The organism is Streptomyces silvae, assembly GCF_016745505.1.
Taxonomy (GTDB): Bacteria; Actinomycetota; Actinomycetes; order Streptomycetales; family Streptomycetaceae; genus Streptomyces; species Streptomyces silvae.
On record NZ_JAERUC010000204.1, the window covers coordinates 16,227 to 33,941 of the forward strand.

The window sequence follows — 17,715 nt, forward strand, 5'->3', positions numbered from 1 at the left end:
GCCCGGTCCGAGGGCCGGGCGACCTGCCGGGGCGGCTTGTAGCATGGTGATCCGGAGCGGGAGGACCCCTATGGGCGCGGTGGACGACGCGGACCCCCTCGGCCTCGAGCGGGCGACGAGGGACTTCACGGAGGCGCGTCCTCAGCTCTTCGGCATCGCGTACCGCATCCTCGGCAGTGCGGCGGAGGCCGAGGACATCGTCCAGGAGACATGGCTGCGGTGGCAGAAGGCGGACCGCACCGGCATCCGTGAACCGGCGGCGTTCCTGACGACGGTCGCCACGCGCCTCGCGATCAACCTCGCCCGTTCCGCCCGGGTCCGCCGTGAGTCCTACCTCGGGCCCTGGCTCCCCGAGCCGGTCGACACGAGCGCGGATCCGCAGCTGGGCGCGGAGCGGGCGGAGGCGCTCGATCTGGCCGTCCTGTTCCTGCTGGAGAAGCTGAACCCGGTCGAGCGCGCCGCGTACGTCCTGCGGGAAGCCTTCGACTATCCGTACGGGCGGATCGCGGACATCCTGGAGACGAGTGAGGCCAACACCCGCCAACTGGTGAGCCGGGCACGGAAACACCTGGCCGCGGAGCGCAGGGAGCCGGTCAGCTCCGACGCCCACCGGCGGCTGCTGGAGGTGTTCCTCGCGGCGGCGCGGACGGGCAGCCTGTCGGTGCTCGAGGACGTGCTCACCGCGGACGTCGTCAGCCACTCCGACGGCGGAGGGGTGCGCGGCGCGTCCAGGATTCCGGTCATCGGGCGTACGCATGTGTCCAAGTACCTCGCGGCCTTCGCCCCGCGCTTCTGGCCCGAGGCGGAGATCCGCCGGGTCGAGGCGAACGGCAGGCCGGCCGTCCTCGTCTCGGCCGGCGGCGAAGCCGTGGCGCTGCTGTCGGTCGACGCGTCGGCCCGGGGCATCGAGCACATCATGTGGGTGATGAATCCCGCCAAGCTCGCTCCGTACGTGGATTCACTGGACAAGTGAGCGGCACGGCCGCCCTGTTCACCCCTTCCGCATGCTCTCCAGCAGCGCTTCGATCACCCGGTCCGTCGACGCCGCCATGTCCACGGCCCCCGGGTCCAGCAGCCACTGGACCTGCAGGCCGTCCATGACGGCGACGATCGCGCCGGCGGCCCCCCTGACGTCCAGTTCCTCGCTGGTCTCCCCCTGTGCGCAGGCCTCCGTCAGGGCTTCGGCCACGAGGTCGCGCAGACCGGCGTAGCGGTTGCGGAAGTACGACTGGGCGGGGTGGTCGTCGGTGACGCTCTCCGCCGACAGCACCGCGTAGAGCCTGATGATGCCCTCGCGCTCGGCGTTGCGGCGTGCCGTGTCCACCAGGTGCCGGAGGAACGCCAGGCCGCGGGGGCGCTCCGGGCCGAGGTCGGCGATGTCGGTGGCGTCGCGCAGGTCGAGGACCTCGGTCAGCAGGTTGGCCTTGGAGTGGAAGTAGTGCAGGACCCCGGCCTGGGTCAGGCCCGCGCGGTCGGCTATCTCGGCCAGGGACGCCTTGCCGTAGCCACGGGCCGCGAAGGTCTCCATGGCGATCCCGAGGATCTCGTCGTGGCGCTCCTGGGCGGCGGGGCTGCGTTCACGGCGGCCGGTGCGGCCGGCCCGGGGTGCGGTCGGTGCCGCCTTGTCGGTGCTCACCCGGCGGAGTCTAGGGCGGACCCGGTCCCCGTAGAAGAAGTTGTGCACACCTACTTACTAAGTACTCAGTAAGCGTGCTTACATGCCGCCCATGACGTCCCTGACTCGGCATGTACAGGACGAAGAATTGGCCCCGGGCGGGGCCCGTCCGGGACGTCACGCGCCCCACCGCGGAGATCGCGACCTCCGACGTCAACCACCCGTGAGATGAAAGGAGTTCGCGGCACAGCCCGTACGCGCCCCACCGCAGTCGAAGGAGCCGCACCATGAGAGCACACGCACGCACCCGTACCCGTACGAGAGCCATGAGGACGGCGGTCACCGCGGCCGCCCTCGCCCTCACCGGCACGGGCCTGACCTACGCCGCCCACGGCGCTCCCCCCACCCCGGCGGCCGCCGACACCGCCCATGTGTGGATCACCACGCCGGACGGCAGCAGCAGGCTCGCGGACGCCGGAACCACGCCGTTCACCGGCAGCCCGCAGTCGACGGACATCACGATCGACCCGTCCGCCACCGGCCAGCGGTTCACCGGTGCGGGTGCCTCGGTGACGGAGGCCTCGGCCCATCTGATCCAGCAGCTTCCGGCCGGGACGAGGGACTCCCTGCTCGCCTCGCTCTTCTCCCGGGACGGCGACGGCATCGGCCTGAACTACCTGCGCCAGCCGCTCGGCAGCAGCGACTTCAACGCCGACGGGCCCTTCACGACGTACGAGGACACCCAAGGGGCGTTCTCCATCGACCGCGACAAGCAGGAGACCATCCCCGTCGTCAAGCAGGCCCAGGCGGTCAACCCCTCGATCCGCTTCATGGGAACGCCCTGGTCCGCCCCGGCCTGGATGAAGACCGGCAACGACCTCAAGGGCGGCAAGCTCGACCCCGCGCACTACCAGGACTACGCCGACTACCTGGTCAAGGCGGTCAAGGCGTACGACGCGGAGGGGATCGAGCTCACCGACCTCACCACGCAGAACGAGCCGGAGCTGGAGACGAGTTACCCCTCCATGTCGATGTCCTCCTCCGAGCAGGCGGACATCCTGAAGGTCCTGGACCGGACCCTCACGGCGAACGGTCTGGACACCAACCTCCTGGCCTACGACCACAACTGGGACCACCCGGACTACCCCCTGGACGTCTTCGGCCGGACGTCCGGCATGTCCCGGCTGATCGGCGCCGCCTTCCACTGCTACGGGGGCACCCCGGAGGCCCAGCAGCAGATCCGCGACGCGGGTAAGCGCGTCTTCTTCACGGAGTGCTCGGGCACCGACTCGGAGAACCCCGCCGACACCTTCAAGGACACCCTGAAGTGGCACGCCGAGAACCTGGTCGTGCGGAACATGCGCTCCGGCGGCGAGACCGTCGTGGACTGGAACCTGGCGCTCGACCCGAACGGCGGCCCGCACCAAGGCAATTGCTCGACCCGCTGCAACGGCGTGGTCGAGATCGCGGGCGGTGACGTCACACTCAACGCCGAGTACTACACCCTCGGCCACCTGTCGAAGTTCGTGGACGTGGGCGCGAGCCGCATCGGCTCCACGGGCGACGGCACGATCCAGAACGTCGCCTTCCAGAACCCGGACGGCGAACGCGTCCTGTACGCCGTGAACACGGGCTCCTCCGCCCAGCCGTTCTCGGTCACGGACGACGGCCGCTCACTGACGTACACCCTGCCCGCGGGCGCGGTGGCCACGTTCACCTGGCAGCCCTGACCCACCCGATCGGGGCCCGCCCGTCCCGACGCCGCCCGGTAGGCCGCTCCGCCGGGCGGGCGGGCCCCACCGTCCGCCCCACCCCACCCCGAAGGAGCACCCATGTCCCGAGCCCCGTGGGCACTGATCCTCGCCGCCGCTCTGACCTGCACCGCGACCGCCGCAGCAGCCGGGGCGCAGGAATCCCGCGCACCTCACACCTCTCCCCGCACCGCCTGGCACACCTCGTGGGCCAACCCTCCGCACGGCCTGGCCCCCACTCCCCTGCGCGATCAGTCGGTCCGGATGATCAGCCATCTCAGCCAGGGCGGGGACGCTCTGCGGATCCGGGTGCAGAACACCTTCGGCACGAGCCCGCTGACCCTGGACGCGGCCACGGTCGCGCCGAGCAGCGGCAAGGACGCGGCGCTGGCGGGCGAACCCAGAACGGTCACCTTCGACGGGCGGAGAAAGGTGACCGTCCCGGCGGGAGGTGAGGTCTGGAGCGACACGGTGGCCATGACGACCCGGGCGCAGGGGGATGTGGCGGTGTCGCTCGCGGTGTCGGGCGAGGCGGGCGCGGGCCGCCACGAGGCGGCCTTCCGCACCAACTACCTCTCCGCGCCGGGGTCCGGCGACCGCACCGCCGACGAGAGCGGAACGGCGTACACCGAGAAGGTCGAGTCGACCTATCTGGTCAGCGCGGTGGACGTACGCAACAAGAAGCTCGCGGGCACACTCGTCGCCTACGGCAGCTCCGTGGTGGACGGCACCGGAAGCACGGACTGCGGGCCCGGCTGCACCGAGCTGGGCAACAACCGGCGCTGGACCGACGACCTGGCCCGGCGGGCCGACCAGGAGCTGCCCAGTGACCGGCGGTTCGCCGTCGCCAACGCCGGCATCATCGGCACCACCAGTTACGCGGACTGCCCCGGCACCCCCGAGCAGTTCCGCGGCCTGGACTCGCTGGCCCGCCTCGAACGGGACGTGCTGTCCCTGCACGGGGTGCGTGGCGTGCTCTTCTACTACGGGACCAACGACCTCGCCGCGGGATGCGACGCCACGCAGATCCTCGGCAGCTACCGCGAGACGTTCGCACGCCTGCACGCGGCCGGGATCAAGGTGTACGTCACTCCGATAACCCCGCGCCCCGGCTACAGCGACACCGCGAACCGGGAACGGCACACGGTGGCCGGCTTCGTGAGGAAGGGGAGCGACTGCTCCGGCACCTGCGACGGCGTACTCGACTTCGACCAGGTGCTGAAGGATCCGGTGAAGCCCAACAGCATCGACCCGGCCTACGACACCGGTGACGGGGTGCACGTCAACGTGGCCGGCCAGCAGGCGCTCGCGGACTTCGTCTCGCTGCCCATGGTCACGGGGCAGACCCACTGAGCCGAGGGCGTGTTCGGGTAATGCCTCGACACCGGCTCCGCGCTGGGTGAAACTACCGGCGATGACTCGACGAACCGACACGCCTCCCACGTGGGACGAGCGTACGCAGCTGGCCACCTTCCTGGACTACGCCCGTGACACGGCACGAGCCAAGTGTGAGGGTGTGTCCGCGGAGGACGCCCGCAAGGCCCCCCTGCCCGACTCCCCCCTGATGACCCTGTGCGGGCTGATCAACCATCTGCGCTGGGTCGAGAACTACTGGCTCCAGGTGATGTTCCTGGGAGAGAAGCAGGTGGGGCCGCTCACGGAGGCGACCGACAACGACCCCGACCCCGAGATGCGGCTGGCCACCGAGATCCCGTTGCCGCAGCTCCTCGCGGAGTACGAGGAGCAGTGCGCCCGCTACCGCCGCCTGGTGGCCGAGACCGACCTGGACACCAAGGCGGTGCACCCCCTCGGCGACGGCCGCCACGTGGACCTCCGCTGGGTGATCCTCCACCTCATCGAGGAGACGTCGCGCCACAACGGCCACCTGGACATCGTCCGTGAGCTCGTCGACGGGCGCACCGGCGTCTGAACGGAACCGGCACAAGCATCCCGCCCCGGGAGCGCACGGGTCCCTCACCGGACCGGCGCTGCCGGGGCGCTCGTGCGGGACGGCCGCACTCCGCCGCTCAGCGGACCTCCCTGACCGCACCCCGGCCGTCGAACGCCGCTCCGCTCCCGGATCCGAGTCCCAGCCACAGCTCGGTGAACCGGTCGAGCAGTCCGGCCGCCGCCGTCACATCGTCCGTCAACGGCCGGTCGGCCAGCTCCGCTTCGAGCACCGCGTCCGCCAGTTCGAAGGCGCGGCCGACGGGCAGCCCGGGGTCGAGCCGCATGTCGCGCTGGCGCAGCGCACGGACCGCGGCGACGAGTTCACAGCCCACGACGAGCCGGTAGGCCTCGCAGGCCCGCAGGGTCTGGCGCGCCGCCAGCGAGGCGAAGCTGGCCTGCTCCTCGACGCCCCGCGAGAGCACGGCGTGGCCGAGCGACGCGGGCGCGGAGAAGGCCCGCAGGTCGCCGAGCGCCGCCCCGGCCGCGTATTCGAGGATCATCACGCCCGAGGACGCCGGTTCGCCGTCCGCGAGGAAGGGCCGCAGACGGGTGAAGCCCGGTTCGTTCAGCGACGAGAGGCGCGAGGTCGACAGGCGCGCCACCTGCGAGACGGCGAGCCTGAAGTGGTCGAGGGAGAGGGCGAGTTGGGCGAGGTAGAAACCGCCGTGATGGTAGGCGGCCATGTCGTCCGCCGAGATCAGCGGATTCTCGGCCGCCGCGTTCATCTCGACCGTGAGGACGTCCTCCAGCGCGTCCGCCGCGTCGTGCGCGGGCCCGTGGATCTGCGGAAGGCAGCGGAAGCCGTACGGGTCCTGGATCCGGCCGAGCGGCGGCGTGGGGCGGTCGGGCGCGCCGAGCAGCAGCCGCATGCGTTCCGCGACGGCATACGAACCGGCGTGCCGTCGCGCCTGGTGCACGGGCAGCGCGTACGCCTCGTACGAACCGTCGATCGCCATGAGGGAGAGCGCGGCCACGACCTGGGTGGCGGCGATCAGCCCACGGAGCTCGTGCACCGCAAGCGCCGACTGGCCGAGGGTGAGGGCGTTGCTGCTGATCAGGGCGAGCGCGTCGTTGTTGTCGAGGGGCTGGGGATCCGGCGCGGCCCCGGCCCCCTGCCAGGGGTGTTCGCCCGCCAGCGCGAGGCCCATCTGCGCGAGCGCGGCGATGTCGCCGGTGCCCACCGATCCGAACTCGTGGACCTTCGGGTAGGCGCCCGTCTCCAGGGCCTCGCAGAGCGCCGTGACGACGGTCGGGCGCAGGCCGGCCCCGCCCGCGAGCAGCTGGTTGGCGCGGACCGCGAGCATGGCCCGCACCTGCCGCGCGGGCAGCTCCTCGCCGATCGCTCCGGCGTGGCTGCGGAGCAGCCGAAGGCCGTGGTCGGCGGCCGCCTCCGTCGGCACGGACTCATTCCGGTTAGCACCCACGCCGGTGGATCGGCCGTAGACGCGGCCCCATGAGGCGATCTCCCGCGCGGCGACCCAGGAGGCCTCCACGCGCTTCATCCCGTCTGCCGCCGGAACGGGCCTGGCGGCGGATTCGGCCATGCGTACGACATCTGCGACCATCAGTCCGCGACCGTCGAGGGCGACGACCGCGCCGTTGTCGTCGACCACCGTGTTCACCATACGAGACGACATCACTCGTAAATCCTCCTCAATCAGGCGCCTCGTCTTGCCCTGCGACCGCTCGTAACCAGGGATTTACGCCTGAGCGGCGACCACCTATTGACAACCTATTCAGTCACCGAGAACTCTGCATGATGATATGCAGCCGGGCAAGGGACTCCTCATGATCCAATTCGATACGGTCCACAAGCGCTTCCCGAACGGCACAACCGCGGTGCACGACCTGACCCTTGAGATGCCGGAAGGAGGCGTGACCGTCCTCGTCGGATCTTCCGGTTGCGGCAAGACGACGACGCTCCGCATGATCAACCGGATGGTCGACCCCACCTCCGGGACGATCAGGGTCAACGGCCGGGACGTCCTGGAACAGGACGCGGCCGAGCTGCGCCGCTCCATCGGCTATGTGATCCAGCAGTCCGGACTCTTCCCGCACCGCACCGTCCTGGACAACATCGCGACCGTTCCGCTTCTGCTCGGCTGGGGCCGCAGGAAGGCGCGGGCGCGGGCGTCGGAACTCCTGGAGACGGTCGGCCTCTCCGCCGACGCCGGGAAGCGCTACCCCCATCAGCTCTCCGGCGGCCAGCAGCAGCGCGTCGGCGTGGCCCGGGCGCTCGCCGCGGACCCGCCCGTGCTCCTGATGGACGAGCCCTTCGGCGCCGTCGACCCGGTCGTCCGCACCCAGCTCCAGGACGAACTACTCCGCCTCCAGCGGGAGTTGAACAAGACCATCGTCTTCGTCACGCATGACATCGACGAGGCCGTACGGCTGGGCGACCGCATAGCCGTCTTCCGCACCGGCGGCCATCTCGTCCAGTGCGACGGCCCCGCCGAACTCCTGGCCCGCCCCGCCGACGCGTTCGTGGCCGACTTCCTCGGCGCGGAGCGCGGACTGAAGCTGCTGTCCCTGACGACGCTCGCGGAGGTCCCCCAGGGGCCCGCACCCGAGGGCACCCGCTGGGAGCTGACCCTCGACGCCGCCCGCAAGCCGCTGGCCTGGCGCGACACGGAGACCGACGCGGAGACCCCGGTCCGGGCGCTGCGGGACACGGACTCGCTGCTCTCCGCGCTCAACGAGTCCATAGCCGCGCCGAGCGGACTGGTCGCGCGGGTCGACGCGGACGGCCACCTCACGGGCGTGACGTCACGCGAGGACATCCACGACCGCGCGGGACACGTACACGCGGGACACCTGCACGCCGGACAGGCAGACGCAGGACCCACAGACGCAGGAACCGCAGACACAGGAACCGCGGACGCAGGGCACCCGCACGGCGAGGAAAGCACGGTGACCGCATGACCGTCGAATGGTCGTGGATATCCGACCACACCGGTGATCTCACCGCCCTGTCCCTCTCCCACCTCCAGGCCGCCCTCACCGCCGTACTCCTCGGCCTGGTGATCTCACTTCCCCTGGCGGTGGTCGCGCACCGTGTACGACCGCTGCGCGGACTCCTCCTCGGCCTGTCGAACGTCCTGTTCACCATCCCGTCCATCGCGGTGTTCGTACTCCTCCTTCCGGTCAGCGGACTCACCCGCACCACCACCGTCATCGGGCTGACGATCTACACGCTCGTCGTGCTCCTGCGGAACACCGTCGAGGGCCTGGACTCGGTCCCCGCCAGGACCAAGGAAGCCGCGAAGGCCATGGGCACCCGGCCGCTGCGCACCCTGCTCACCGTCGAACTGCCCCTCGCCCTCCCCGTGATCATGGCGGGCGTACGGATCGCGACGGTGATGGCCATCTCGCTCGTCTCCGTGGCCACGTACATCGGCGACGGCGGGCTGGGTCAGCTCTTCACCGACGGGTTCCAGCGCAACTTCCCCACCCCCGTCATCGTCGGCGTCGTCCTGACCCTGCTCCTCGCGCTCGTCGCGGACGCCCTGCTCGTCACCCTCCAGTACGTCCTGACGCCCTGGACCCGCCGGCAGAAGCAGGGGGCCTGAACCATGTACGAACTCTTCAAGGGCCTCGGCGCCTGGCTGGTCAGCGGTGAGCAGTGGGCCGGACCCGACGGCATCGGACACCGTCTCGCCGAGCACCTCCAGTACTCGCTGCTCGCCACCCTCGTCGCCGCGGCCATCGCACTGCCGGTCGGCCTGCTCATCGGGCACACCGGGCGCGGCGCGTTCCTCGCGATCAACCTCTCCAGTTTCGGGCGGGCGCTGCCCACGGTCGGGCTCGTCGTGCTGGTCTTCCTCGTGAGCGGCCTGTCGATGTGGCCCGTCTACATCGCCCTCGTGGCGCTGGCCGTGCCCTCCGTCGTCACCAACACGTACGCCGGGATGACCGCCGTCGACCCGGAGGTGCGGGACGCGGCCCGGGGCCAGGGGATGCGCTGGCACCAGGTCCTCTTCCAGGTCGAACTGCCCCTGGCACTCCCCCTGATCATGACCGGGCTGCGGCTCGCGCTCATCCAGGTCGTCGCGACGGCCACCATCGCCGCGTACGTCTCCTTCGGAGGGCTCGGCCGGTACGTCTTCGACGGCCTCGCCCAGCGCGACCTCGTGCAGGTACTCGGCGGCGCCGTGCTCGTGGCGGTCGTCGCCGTCGTCCTCGACCTCGCACTCTCCGCACTCCAGCGCGTCCTCTTCCGGAACCGCCCCACCGAGCAAGTCCAGGAGCAAGCACGATGAACCGCAGAAATCTCCTCGGCGGACTCCTCGCCGCCGCGACCGTCCCGGCCCTCGCCTCCTGCAGCAGCGGCATCACCTCCCTGGACGGGCAGGGGGCCGGCGCCGGGGGCGGAGGTTCCAGCGAGGGCGGTGTCACCATCGGCACCGCCAACTTCACCGAGAACCAGGTGCTGGGATACCTCTACGCCGCCGCGCTCGAAGCGGCCGGGGTGAAGACCACGGTCCGTCCCAACCTCGGCACCCGCGAGATCCTGATCCCCGCCCTCAAGGGCGGCGACATCGACCTCCTGCCCGAATACCAGGGCGCCCTGCTGCACTACCTCGACGCCGACGCCACGGCCACCGAGGAGGGCGCGATGCAGAACGCCCTCGCCATGGCCCTGCCGCGCGGGCTCCAGATCCTCCCCTACGGCGAGGCCGAGGACTCCGACGCCTTCGTCGTCACCCGGAAGACCGCCGACGCGTACGGCCTGAAGTCCCTCGCCGACCTGGCGGGGCACAACGGCAAGCTGGTCATCGGCGCGGCGCCCGAGGTCAAGAAGCGGGCGGTGGGCGCGGTGGGACTCAAGGACGTGTACGGCGTGGAGTTCAAGGAGTTCAAGTCGCTCGACTCCTCCGGGCCGCTGGTGAAGGGCGCACTGAAGAAGGGCGACGTCGACGTCGCGAACCTCTTCACCACCGACACCGACATCGTCGCCGAGGGCTGGGTCGTGCTCACCGACCCCAAGAACCTGATCCCCGGCCAGCACGTCGTCCCCCTCATCGCCGACCGCAAGGCCGACTCGACGGTCCGCAAGGCGCTGGCGGGGCTCGGCAACGCGCTGACGACGAAGGACCTCACCGAGCTCAACCGCCTGGTGGACAAGGACCGCAAGGACCCCGAGGACGTCGCGTACGACTGGGCGGCGGAGCACGGGATCAAGAAGAAGTAGCCACCGCAGGACCGCACGGCACGACACACCACCGAGAGGCCGGGTAACCGAGTCATGGCAGCTGAAGACCTGGTGGAGCGGCGCTCCATCGATGTCGTCCCGGACGACGAACGGCACGGGACCGCGTTCAGTCAGTTCACCCTCTGGCTCGGCGCCAACCTCCAGATCACCGCGGTCGTCACGGGCGCCCTCGCCGTCGTCTTCGGCGGTGACGTGGTGTGGTCGGTGGTGGGCCTCCTGCTGGGCAATCTGCTCGGCGGCGCCGTCATGGCCCTGCACTCCGCGCAGGGCCCGAAGCTCGGCCTGCCCCAGATGATCCAGTCCCGCGCCCAGTTCGGGGTGCGCGGCGCGGTCGTCCCCCTCCTCCTGGTCATCCTCATGTACGTGGGCTTCTTCGCGAGCGGCAGCGTGCTCGCCGGCCAGGCGACCGCGCGGCTCACGCACACGGACGACACCACCGGCATCATCGCCTTCGCCCTGATCACCGCCGTGGCGGCGGCCGTCGGCTACCGCGTGATCCACGTCCTGGGGCGGGTGGCCAGCGTGGTCTGCGCGCTCGCCTTCGTCTACCTGGGCATCCGCCTCCTGGACCGCGTGGACCTGTCGGCGCTGCTCGGCGACGCCCACTTCGACCTGCCGATGTTCCTGCTCGCGGTGTCGCTCTCGGCGTCCTGGCAGCTCGCCTTCGGGCCGTACGTCGCGGACTACTCGCGCTATCTGCCGCGTACGACGTCGGGACGCGCCACGTTCTGGTGGACCCTCTCGGGATCGGCCGTCGGCTCGCAGTGGTCGATGACGTTCGGGGTGCTCGTGGCGGCGAGTTCGGGGGAGGCGTTCCTCGCGGACCAGGTCGGGTACGTGGTCGGTCTGGGCGGCGCGGGGCTGATCGCCTCGTTCCTCTATTTCTCGATCGCGCTCGGCAAGCTGACCATCAACGTGCTGAACACGTACGGCGGCTTCATGTCGATGGTGACCGGCATCAGTGGATTCCGGGGCCAGAGGACGCTGTCGCAGCGCGGCAGGGCGGCGTACATCGCGCTGATCATGGTGGCGGGGACGGCGGTGGCGCTCCTGGGCAAGGACAGCTTCCTGACGTCCTTCAAGGACTTCCTGCTGTTCCTGCTGACGTTCTTCACGCCGTGGTCGGCGATCAACCTGGTCGACTACTACCTGATCTCACGGGAGCGGTACGACATCCCCGCGCTCTCTGACCCCCGGGGCCGCTACGGCGCCTGGCGCTGGGACGCGCTCCTCGTCTACGGGGTGGGCGTCCTCGCCCAGCTCCCGTTCCTCGTGACGCACTTCTACACGGGCCCGCTGGCGGCACCGCTCGGCGGCGCGGACATCTCCTGGATCGTGGGCCTCGCGGTCCCCGCGGCGCTGTACTGGCTGCTGGCCCGCCGCGACACCTCCCACATCCCGGAGGAGACCCGGTACACCCTGGCGTCCGGCCCGGCGCACTGACAGCCGGGATCCCGCGGCGGGGGCGGCCGACCCAGGTACGAGGCGCGGCCGCTCCCCCGCGGCGAGGGCCGCTCAGGTCAGTGACGTGTCGCCGTGGGATTCGAGGAGCTTGCGCAGCAGCCGGGCGAGCTCGTCGGACTCCTCCCGGCTGAGGGCCGACAGCATCCGCACCTCGTTCTCCAGGTGCTGCGGGAAGAGCGCGTCGGCCTCCTGCTTCCCCTTCTCCGTGAGCTGGATCTGCACCGAGCGCCGGTCACCGCCCTGCGGACGTACGCGCTCCACCAGCCCCCTGGCCTCCATACGGTCGATGCGCCGGGTGACCGCGCCCGAGGTGATCATCGAGGCCTTCAGGAAGGCTCCCGCCGTCATCCGGTAGGGCGGCCCCGACCTGCGCAGGGTCGTCAGCACGTCGAACTCCCCCGCCTCCAGGCCGTGCCGGGTGTCGAACTGCCGCAGCTCCCGCTCCAGGGTCCGGCTCAGCCGCTGCACCCGGCCCACGATGCCCGCCGGCCAGGTGTCGAGGCACCGTCCTCGCCCTGTCGGGCAGCCTGCGGGCGGAGTCGTACAACGCGGCCCTGCTGAGGGCGGCGGGGGAGCACAGTTCCGGCGAGGTGGACATCGCTCATGCCGCAGCTCAGCCGGGACTGGGGCGTGCCCCAGGAGTCGGCGGCCCGGGCCACGACGGTCTTCGCCGTCGCCTACGCGTGGGGCTCCCTGGCCGGCGGCCCGCTCTCCGACCGTTACGGCCGCCGCACCATCCTGGCGGGGACCGTGGCCGCCATGGCCGTGGCGACCGCCCTCGTACCGCTCGCCACCGGCCTCCCCTGGGCCTCGGCGGCGCGGGCCCTCCAGGGGCTCACGGCCGGGTCATTCGTCCCGATGTCGTACGCCTCTCTGTCGGAACGGGTCCCGGAGCGGCTGCCCCTGGCGCTGACCACCGTCAACGCCGCCGGAGGCGCCAGCGCGGTGATCAGCCAGATCGAGGGACAGGTGCTCGGCTCCGCGCTCGGCTGGCGGGCGGTCTTCCTCGTCTCCGCACCGCTGCTGGCCGTGGGGGCCCTGGCGCTCCGGCGGATCCTGCTGCCCGGCACGGTCGGCACCCCCGGACGCGACGCCGCCGGCGAGGGCGGTCTGCGGGTCCTGCGTTCGGCGCGTCTGCTGCGCCTGCTCGTCATCGTCGTACCCCTGCTCGGCAGTCTCACCGCCATCTACACAGTCGTACAGCTGTACGGGCCCGCCGACCTGGTCGGGGATCCCGGCGCGATGCTGCGGGCTGCGGGCCAGCGCCCTGCCCGCCATGGTGCTCGCCGTCCTCGCCGCCCCCGCGCTCGGCCGTTTCCCCCCGCTGCGGCGGGCCGCCGCCTCACTCACTCGGCGCCCAACTCCCGCTGGTGGTCGGCAGCGTGGCCGGGGTGGCGCTGATCCTCGCGGCCCTGCTCGCGGCCTGCACCGGACTGCTCGCCCTCGCCCACCGCGCGGCCGTACGGCACGGACGTACAGCACCGGCGGACGCGTCCGCGCCGGCCCGGACCGCCGGCCGTCTCGCGCCCCCGGCGGCGGATCCGCAAGCGGCGCACGCCGACTGAGAGGCCGTACGCACGGATTCCTCCCGATATGCGCACTCGTGCGGGGCGTCTTAGCCTACTGACATTGATCAGGTAGTCGAGGGCCGGTTCGGCCGGCGGAGGGCGAGCTCCCATGGCTGAGAAGCGTGTGAGGTCCGGACTGATCGGCGAGTTGTCGGCGGAGTTCCTGGGCACGATGATCCTCATCCTGTTCGGGTGCGGTGTCGTGGCCCAGGTGGCCGCGGGCGGGGCATTGACCGATCCACCCGGTGGACTCGGGGACCACGACAGCATCGCGTGGGCGTGGGGGCTGGGTGTCACCCTGGGCGTCTACGTGGCGGCGCGGCTGAGCGGCGCCCACCTCAATCCCGCGGTGACCCTCGCACTCGCCACGTTCAGGGGCTTCCCCTGGCGCAAGGTGGCTCCCTACGCACTGGCGCAGACGGCCGGCGCGTTCGTGGCCGCCCTCCTCGTCCGCTGGAACTACAGCGAGGCGCTGGCGAAGGCCGACCCCGGACACACCGTCAAGACACAGACGGTGTTCTCCACCCTCCCCGCCAACGGCAATCCGGCTCTGCCGGTCCACGAGTGGGGCGCGTTCCGCGACCAGGTCATCGGCACCGCCATCCTGCTGCTGCTGATCATGGCCGTCACCGACGTGCTCAACACGGCTCCGGGCGCGAACCTGGGCCCGTTCATCACCGGTCTGATCGTGGTCGCCATCGGCATGGCCTGGGGAACCAACGCGGGCTACGCGATCAACCCGGCCCGTGACTTCGGCCCCCGGCTGGCGAGCTTCATCACCGGCTACAACGGGGCGTGGCGAGATCAGTACGGAAATCTCTACTTCTGGGTACCCATCCTGGGTCCGCTGGTCGGCGGCCTGCTCGGCGCGGGGATGTACAAGGCATTCGTCGGCCGGTTCCTGCCGACGGCGGAACCCGAGCCGCCGGGACGCGCCCCGGCATCCAAGGCCTGACGGCACCGTCCGGAGAGGTGACACATCATGGCGGACTTCATCGGCGCGGTGGACCAAGGGACCACCAGCACCCGATTCATGATCTTCGATCACGGCGGCAACGAGGTTGCCCGGCATCAGCTGGAACACGCCCAGGTCCTCCCCCGCTCCGGCTGGGTGGAGCACGACCCGGTCGAGATCTGGGAGCGCACCAACTCGGTGATGCAGAACGCCCTGCGCTTCGGGGGGCTGTCGGCGGACGATCTGGCGGCCATCGGCATCACCAACCAGCGTGAGACGACGGTGGTCTGGGACCCGCGCAACGGACGGCCGTACTACAACGCCATCGTGTGGCAGGACACCCGGACCGACGCCATCGCGGCGAACCTCGAACGTTCGGGGCGCGGCGACGTCATCCGGCGTAAGGCCGGGCTTCCGCCGGCCACCTACTTCTCCGCCGGCAAGATCCAGTGGATCCTGGAGAACGTCGACGGCGTACGGGAAGCGGCGGAGGCGGGCCACGCCCTCTTCGGCAACACCGACGCCTGGGTCCTGTGGAACCTGACCGGCGGCCCCGACGGCGGCATCCACGCCACCGACGTGACCAACGCCAGCCGCACCATGCTGATGGATCTGGAGACCCTCGACTGGGACGACGAGCTCCTGGGCTTCTTCGGCATCCCCCGGGCCATGCTCCCCACCATCAACCCGTCGTCGGACGCGGAAGCCTTCGGTGTCACCCGCAGCTCCCGGCCGCTGCGCGGCGCCGTCCCCATCACCGGGGTCCTCGGCGACCAGCACGCGGCCACCGTGGGGCAGGTCTGCTTCGCGCCCGGCGAGGCCAAGAACACCTACGGCACGGGCAACTTCCTGGTGCTGAACACCGGTACGGAGCTGGTCCGTTCGCAGCACGGGCTGCTCACGACGGTGGCGTACAAGTTCGGTGACAGTCCGGTGGTGTACGCGCTGGAGGGCTCCATCGCCGTGACGGGGTCCGCGGTGCAGTGGCTGCGCGACCAGATGAAGATCATCAAGTCCGCCCCCGAGAGCGAGGAACTCGCCCGTACGGTCGAGGACAACGGCGGCATCTACTTCGTCCCCGCGTTCTCGGGGCTCTTCGCCCCGTACTGGCGCTCCGACGCCCGAGGGGCGATCGTCGGCCTGGCCAGGTACAACGACAACGCCCATCTGGCGCGGGCGACGCTGGAGTCCATCTGCTACCAGAGCCGCGATGTCGTCGAGGCCATGGAACGCGACTCCGGTGTCCATCTCGACGTGCTCAAGGTCGACGGCGGCGTCACCGCCAACGACCTCTGCATGCAGATCCAGGCCGATGTCCTCGGTGTTCCGGTCAGCCGTCCGGTGGTCGCCGAGACGACCGCTCTCGGCGCCGCGTACGCGGCCGGCCTCGCCGTCGGATTCTGGCGGGACACCGACGAGCTGCGCACCCACTGGAACGAGTCCAAGCGGTGGCAGCCCCAGTGGACCGAGGAGCAGCGCGCGGAGGGTTACGCGGGCTGGAAGCGGGCCGTGGAACGCACGCTGGACTGGGTCCAGGTCCCCTGACCCCCACCCCCGCCGGGGCCCGTCCGGTTCATGGGGCGCGCCCGGCGAGGCCTGGCTATGCTCGATGAGGGGCCGCGGAACCGATCCCTGGAGGTTCGCATGACCATGGCGTACGAGCCACGCGATGTGGCCCCGCGTCTCGCCACCGGCGCATTCATCCTGAACTCCGGCCTGAGCAAGCTGAAGGCGGACGAGGCCACCGCGCAGGGCCTGCACGGCATGGCCTGCACGGCGTACCCGTTCCTGGAGAAGCTGGACGCGGGGCGCTTCACCCGGCTGCTGGCCTGCACGGAGATCGCGGTCGGCGGAGCGCTGCTCACCCCGTTCGTACCCACCCGGCTGGCGGGCCTGGCGCTGACCGGCTTCTCCGGAGGTCTCGTCGGCCTGTATCTGCGGGTCCCGGGAATGCGGCAGGAGGGCAGCCTGCGCCCCACCCAGGACGGCATCGCCCTGGCGAAGGACACCTGGATGCTCGGTATCGGACTCGGCTTCCTGGGCGCGGGACCACGCCGCACGTGCGCAACGGCGTCCCACCGCTCCCTCCGCTCAGCCCGCTCCCACAGCCGGTGCGGGTGCTGACTACTCGTCAGGTATCTGCCTGCGATCGCCGCTGTCGCTCGAGTTCGGCGTAGCGCTCCCGCATGGCCTCGCCGGCGGCCGGGCCGGCGGCGAACACGTACGCGTCGCTGTCGTCGAGGCTCTTCCCGGTCCGGGCGTCGACCACGACCGGCTCGGCCTCCCGGCCGGTCTCGGCGTCGACGAGGACCATGGACCGGTCCTGCGGCGCAAGGTGCCGGTTGCCCCATGCGGCCAGGGCGACGATCACGGGCCGCAGGGAGTGCCCGCGCTCGGTGAGTACGTACTCGTGGCGGACCGGGTGTGTCCGGTACGGCCGCCGCTCCAACAGGCCGTCGGCGACCAAGGCCTTCAGCCGCGCGGTGAGCATGCTGGTGGAGATGCCCAGGCTCTGCTGGAACTGGTCGAAGCGCGTATAGCCGTCGAAGGCGTCATGGAGGATCAGCAGCGTCCACCACTCGCCGACGTGCTGCACCGTGGTCGACAGCGGGCACTCGCGATCCTCCAGCCGGACCCTGCTCGACATGACACCTCCGGAGTTACTGCTAAAGTCGAAGTTACTGGCTTCTATTTTAGCAGTTGCCCGTGGTGCGCCCCGCATCCGCATGTCCGCGCGGGCGCCCGATATCCCTGTATCCCTGTACCCCTGTATTCAGCACGCACGTGAGGCAGCCATGACCGAACACCCAGGCCAGGTCGACGTCGCCGACCTGCCAGAGGTCGTCCGAAATTTCCTGCGGGCCCATGAGAAGCGGGACTTCACCACAGCAACCGCCTCGTTCGCACCGGAGGCCACCGTCACGGACGACGGCCGCACCTACCGGGGGACGGACGCCATCAGGGGCTGGCTGGAGCAGGCCGGCACCCAGTACACCTACACCGCCACGCCCGTCGGAGCCGAGCGCGACGATCCGGGCAGGTACACCGTCGTCCAGCATCTCGAAGGCGACTTCCCCGGCGCCGTGGTCGATCTGCACTACCGCTTCGTCCTTGACGGGCACGAGCTGATCAGCGAACTCACCATCGCTCCCTGAGGGCCGCGGAGCTGTTCTCCCCGGGGCTGCGGGCGGGCTGCAGGA

General features: G+C 70.7%; 18 protein-coding genes and 1 pseudogene. 15 read left to right on the forward strand and 4 right to left on the reverse strand.

Annotated features, from left to right (window positions below; all coding sequences use genetic code 11):
- Positions 1–70: 70 nt before the first annotated feature.
- Complete coding sequence (locus JKV81_RS34430) at positions 71–973, forward strand: RNA polymerase sigma-70 factor (protein WP_202079516.1); 903 nt, start codon at positions 71–73, stop codon at positions 971–973.
- Between the two features lie 18 nt (positions 974–991).
- On the opposite strand, the gene JKV81_RS34435 is transcribed toward JKV81_RS34430, so the two are convergent.
- Entirely contained in the window at positions 992–1,528 is a 537-nt protein-coding gene (locus JKV81_RS34435; RefSeq protein ID WP_129267214.1) for a TetR family transcriptional regulator, read from the reverse strand.
- A gap of 413 nt (positions 1,529–1,941) precedes the next feature.
- Here JKV81_RS34435 and JKV81_RS34440 point away from each other — a divergent pair.
- The 3 genes and pseudogenes from JKV81_RS34440 to JKV81_RS34450 all read left to right on the forward strand — a co-directional run.
- Positions 1,942–3,336 (forward strand): annotated as a pseudogene (locus JKV81_RS34440) (glycoside hydrolase family 30 protein); the annotation flags it as partial.
- A gap of 111 nt (positions 3,337–3,447) precedes the next feature.
- Positions 3,448–4,719, forward strand: a complete 1,272-nt coding sequence (locus tag JKV81_RS34445) for a GDSL-type esterase/lipase family protein (protein ID WP_202079517.1) — start codon at positions 3,448–3,450, stop codon at positions 4,717–4,719.
- A gap of 61 nt (positions 4,720–4,780) precedes the next feature.
- Complete coding sequence (locus JKV81_RS34450; protein WP_202079519.1) at positions 4,781–5,296, forward strand: DinB family protein; 516 nt, start codon at positions 4,781–4,783, stop codon at positions 5,294–5,296.
- A gap of 97 nt (positions 5,297–5,393) precedes the next feature.
- Here the strand turns inward: JKV81_RS34450 and JKV81_RS34455 are convergent, their stop codons facing one another.
- Positions 5,394–6,953, reverse strand: coding sequence for an aromatic amino acid ammonia-lyase (locus tag JKV81_RS34455; protein WP_202079521.1), 1,560 nt, complete (start codon positions 6,951–6,953; stop codon positions 5,394–5,396).
- A 151-nt stretch (positions 6,954–7,104) separates the two neighbouring features.
- Here JKV81_RS34455 and JKV81_RS34460 point away from each other — a divergent pair, with 151 nt between their 5' ends.
- The 5 genes from JKV81_RS34460 to JKV81_RS34480 are packed head-to-tail and all read left to right on the forward strand — an operon-like array spanning position 7,105 to position 11,971.
- A complete protein-coding gene (locus tag JKV81_RS34460) occupies positions 7,105–8,238 on the forward strand; it encodes an ABC transporter ATP-binding protein (protein WP_202079523.1) in 1,134 nt (377 codons plus the stop codon).
- A complete protein-coding gene (locus JKV81_RS34465; RefSeq protein ID WP_099175460.1) occupies positions 8,235–8,885 on the forward strand; it encodes an ABC transporter permease in 651 nt (216 codons plus the stop codon). The genes JKV81_RS34460 and JKV81_RS34465 overlap by 4 nt, the downstream gene beginning before the upstream one ends.
- A 3-nt stretch (positions 8,886–8,888) precedes the next feature.
- Positions 8,889–9,575 carry an ABC transporter permease gene (locus tag JKV81_RS34470; RefSeq protein WP_129266676.1) on the forward strand — a complete coding sequence of 229 codons (687 nt, stop codon included), beginning with the start codon at positions 8,889–8,891 and terminating at the stop codon, positions 9,573–9,575.
- Positions 9,572–10,507: an ABC transporter substrate-binding protein gene (locus JKV81_RS34475; RefSeq protein ID WP_124278972.1), complete on the forward strand. Its 936-nt coding sequence runs from the start codon at positions 9,572–9,574 to the stop codon at positions 10,505–10,507. Before JKV81_RS34470 ends, JKV81_RS34475 begins: the two co-directional genes overlap by 4 nt.
- 54 nt (positions 10,508–10,561) lie before the next feature.
- Positions 10,562–11,971 carry a purine-cytosine permease family protein gene (locus JKV81_RS34480; protein ID WP_202079525.1) on the forward strand — a complete coding sequence of 470 codons (1,410 nt, stop codon included), beginning with the start codon at positions 10,562–10,564 and terminating at the stop codon, positions 11,969–11,971.
- Between the two features lie 72 nt (positions 11,972–12,043).
- Here the strand turns inward: JKV81_RS34480 and JKV81_RS34485 are convergent, their stop codons facing one another.
- Complete coding sequence (locus JKV81_RS34485) at positions 12,044–12,460, reverse strand: MarR family winged helix-turn-helix transcriptional regulator (RefSeq protein ID WP_307820663.1); 417 nt, start codon at positions 12,458–12,460, stop codon at positions 12,044–12,046.
- A 135-nt stretch (positions 12,461–12,595) separates the two neighbouring features.
- Here JKV81_RS34485 and JKV81_RS34490 point away from each other — a divergent pair, with 135 nt between their 5' ends.
- The 5 genes from JKV81_RS34490 to JKV81_RS34510 all read left to right on the forward strand — a co-directional run bounded on the left by JKV81_RS34490 (position 12,596) and on the right by JKV81_RS34510 (position 16,639).
- Complete coding sequence (locus JKV81_RS34490) at positions 12,596–13,393, forward strand: MFS transporter (protein WP_202079527.1); 798 nt, start codon at positions 12,596–12,598, stop codon at positions 13,391–13,393.
- The gene (locus JKV81_RS34495; RefSeq protein ID WP_202079529.1) at positions 13,384–13,557 is read left to right on the forward strand and encodes a hypothetical protein; all 174 of its coding nucleotides are present in this window, start codon (positions 13,384–13,386) and stop codon (positions 13,555–13,557) included. The genes JKV81_RS34490 and JKV81_RS34495 overlap by 10 nt, the downstream gene beginning before the upstream one ends.
- Before the next feature lie 112 nt (positions 13,558–13,669).
- Positions 13,670–14,515, forward strand: a complete 846-nt coding sequence (locus JKV81_RS34500) for an MIP/aquaporin family protein (protein ID WP_129266681.1) — start codon at positions 13,670–13,672, stop codon at positions 14,513–14,515.
- A 27-nt stretch (positions 14,516–14,542) separates the two neighbouring features.
- Positions 14,543–16,060 carry a glycerol kinase GlpK gene (gene glpK, locus JKV81_RS34505; protein WP_129266682.1) on the forward strand — a complete coding sequence of 506 codons (1,518 nt, stop codon included), beginning with the start codon at positions 14,543–14,545 and terminating at the stop codon, positions 16,058–16,060.
- Between the two features lie 99 nt (positions 16,061–16,159).
- Entirely contained in the window at positions 16,160–16,639 is a 480-nt protein-coding gene (locus JKV81_RS34510) for a hypothetical protein (protein WP_129266683.1), read from the forward strand.
- 7 nt (positions 16,640–16,646) lie between these two features.
- On the opposite strand, the gene JKV81_RS34515 is transcribed toward JKV81_RS34510, so the two are convergent.
- On the reverse strand, positions 16,647–17,162 hold the full coding sequence (locus JKV81_RS34515) for a winged helix-turn-helix transcriptional regulator (protein ID WP_202079531.1): 516 nt from the start codon (positions 17,160–17,162) through the stop codon (positions 16,647–16,649).
- Positions 17,163–17,310: 148 nt separating this feature from the next.
- Here JKV81_RS34515 and JKV81_RS34520 point away from each other — a divergent pair, with 148 nt between their 5' ends.
- Positions 17,311–17,670, forward strand: a complete 360-nt coding sequence (locus JKV81_RS34520; RefSeq protein WP_202079533.1) for a nuclear transport factor 2 family protein — start codon at positions 17,311–17,313, stop codon at positions 17,668–17,670.
- The last annotated feature ends 45 nt before the right edge of the window (positions 17,671–17,715 follow it).